Origin of the sequence: Fulvivirga aurantia (assembly GCF_009711475.1) — a bacterium.
Classification (GTDB): Bacteria; Bacteroidota; Bacteroidia; order Cytophagales; family Cyclobacteriaceae; genus Fulvivirga; species Fulvivirga aurantia.
The window spans coordinates 1-1,220 of sequence record NZ_SMMD01000241.1 but is presented as its reverse complement, the minus strand read 5'-3'; the positions used below and the strand labels follow the sequence as shown (position 1 = coordinate 1,220).

Here is a 1,220-nt window from a genome sequence, read left to right as displayed (position 1 = left end):
ACCAGCGACTGGGACAAACTAGTAAGTTTCATAGAAAACGACAGTTTCCCGATCATTCAAAGAAAAGAGCGTATTGTTACTTTAAGCTACGGAGCAGATAGCTCTATTGTAACTTTTGATACATTAGGTATAATCCCAGCCAAGGAAAGAATATTTAAGAAAACTTATAATATAAACGCTGCCAATAATGGTATTTTCCAAGGATTTGCTTACAATGAGGGAGATGAAGTTGTGCAGGGAAATAATGCATATACCTTAGACCAGAAAGGCAAAATGGTAACGCATAAATTTAAAAACTCTGGTACGATCTCAAATGTACAGTCTATATCTGTTGGTCAGGAGGTTCTTAAAGGAGACTTACTTATGTCGTTGGTCGAATTTAAGTTTGATCCTAACACTAATTTAGACAGATTGGCTTATGTGCCTGGCTATGATGATGTAAAGTTCGAAATTTACGCAGCAGAAATTGACAAAAATGGTGTAATGGCTGACGTGATAGAAGTTAGAAACCCACAACCATTTAACCCCGCCAGGGACGAAGAAAACGATGCTAAGAACAAAAAACCATTGAGGTTTGGTTCTAAAACTGAAGTAACAACATCTGGTAACTGGGAATAATATATATTAGAATTGGATACAGCAACTATTGGTTACAAATTAATAAAGAAGATAAAGGACGATAAGTTTGAAGTCGATCACTTACACGACTACAACTTACAAATCCAAATCGGTACTCGTGACCTTCAGATAGCCGTTGTAGACTCCAGAAATAACCGTTGTCTTCTGTTAGAAGACTTCGTACTTGCCAAAGTAAAATCATACAGGGAGCTAAAAGATCTTTTAGCTTCCCTTTTTGCTGACCACCACCTCTTGATGGCCGGCTTTTGGAAGAATGTTCGTATATCTTTCAAGAACAGTAAATTTTCCTTAGTTCCTTCTTCACTTTTTGTAAAAGATGCACTAGCTGACTATTTGAAGCTAAACAGTCGCGTTGATGAAGAACGTGAAGAGATTCTTTATTACAAGCACATTAAAACTAATGCCATATGTGTTTTTGCCGTAAATAAAGAAATTACCAATTGGCTAAGAGAACTCTATCCTAATGCAGAAATCGGCTTCATGCACCAATCAAGTGCATTGATTGAAGGTGTCATAAATGCTTCAAAAAGTGCTAAGCCGGATACCATGTATCTTTATATTGACCGCTTTAAACTGCATAT

The 1,220-nt window shown here is 36.7% G+C and carries 1 protein-coding gene and 1 pseudogene; both read left to right on the top strand.

Annotated features, from left to right (window positions below; genetic code table 11):
• Nucleotides 1–618 (top strand): annotated as a pseudogene (locus tag E1176_RS20270) (hypothetical protein); the annotation flags it as partial.
• Between the two features lie 12 nt (nt 619–630).
• The coding region (locus E1176_RS00825; protein ID WP_155208695.1) for a DUF3822 family protein at nt 631–1,220 on the top strand (590 nt) is incomplete at its 3' end.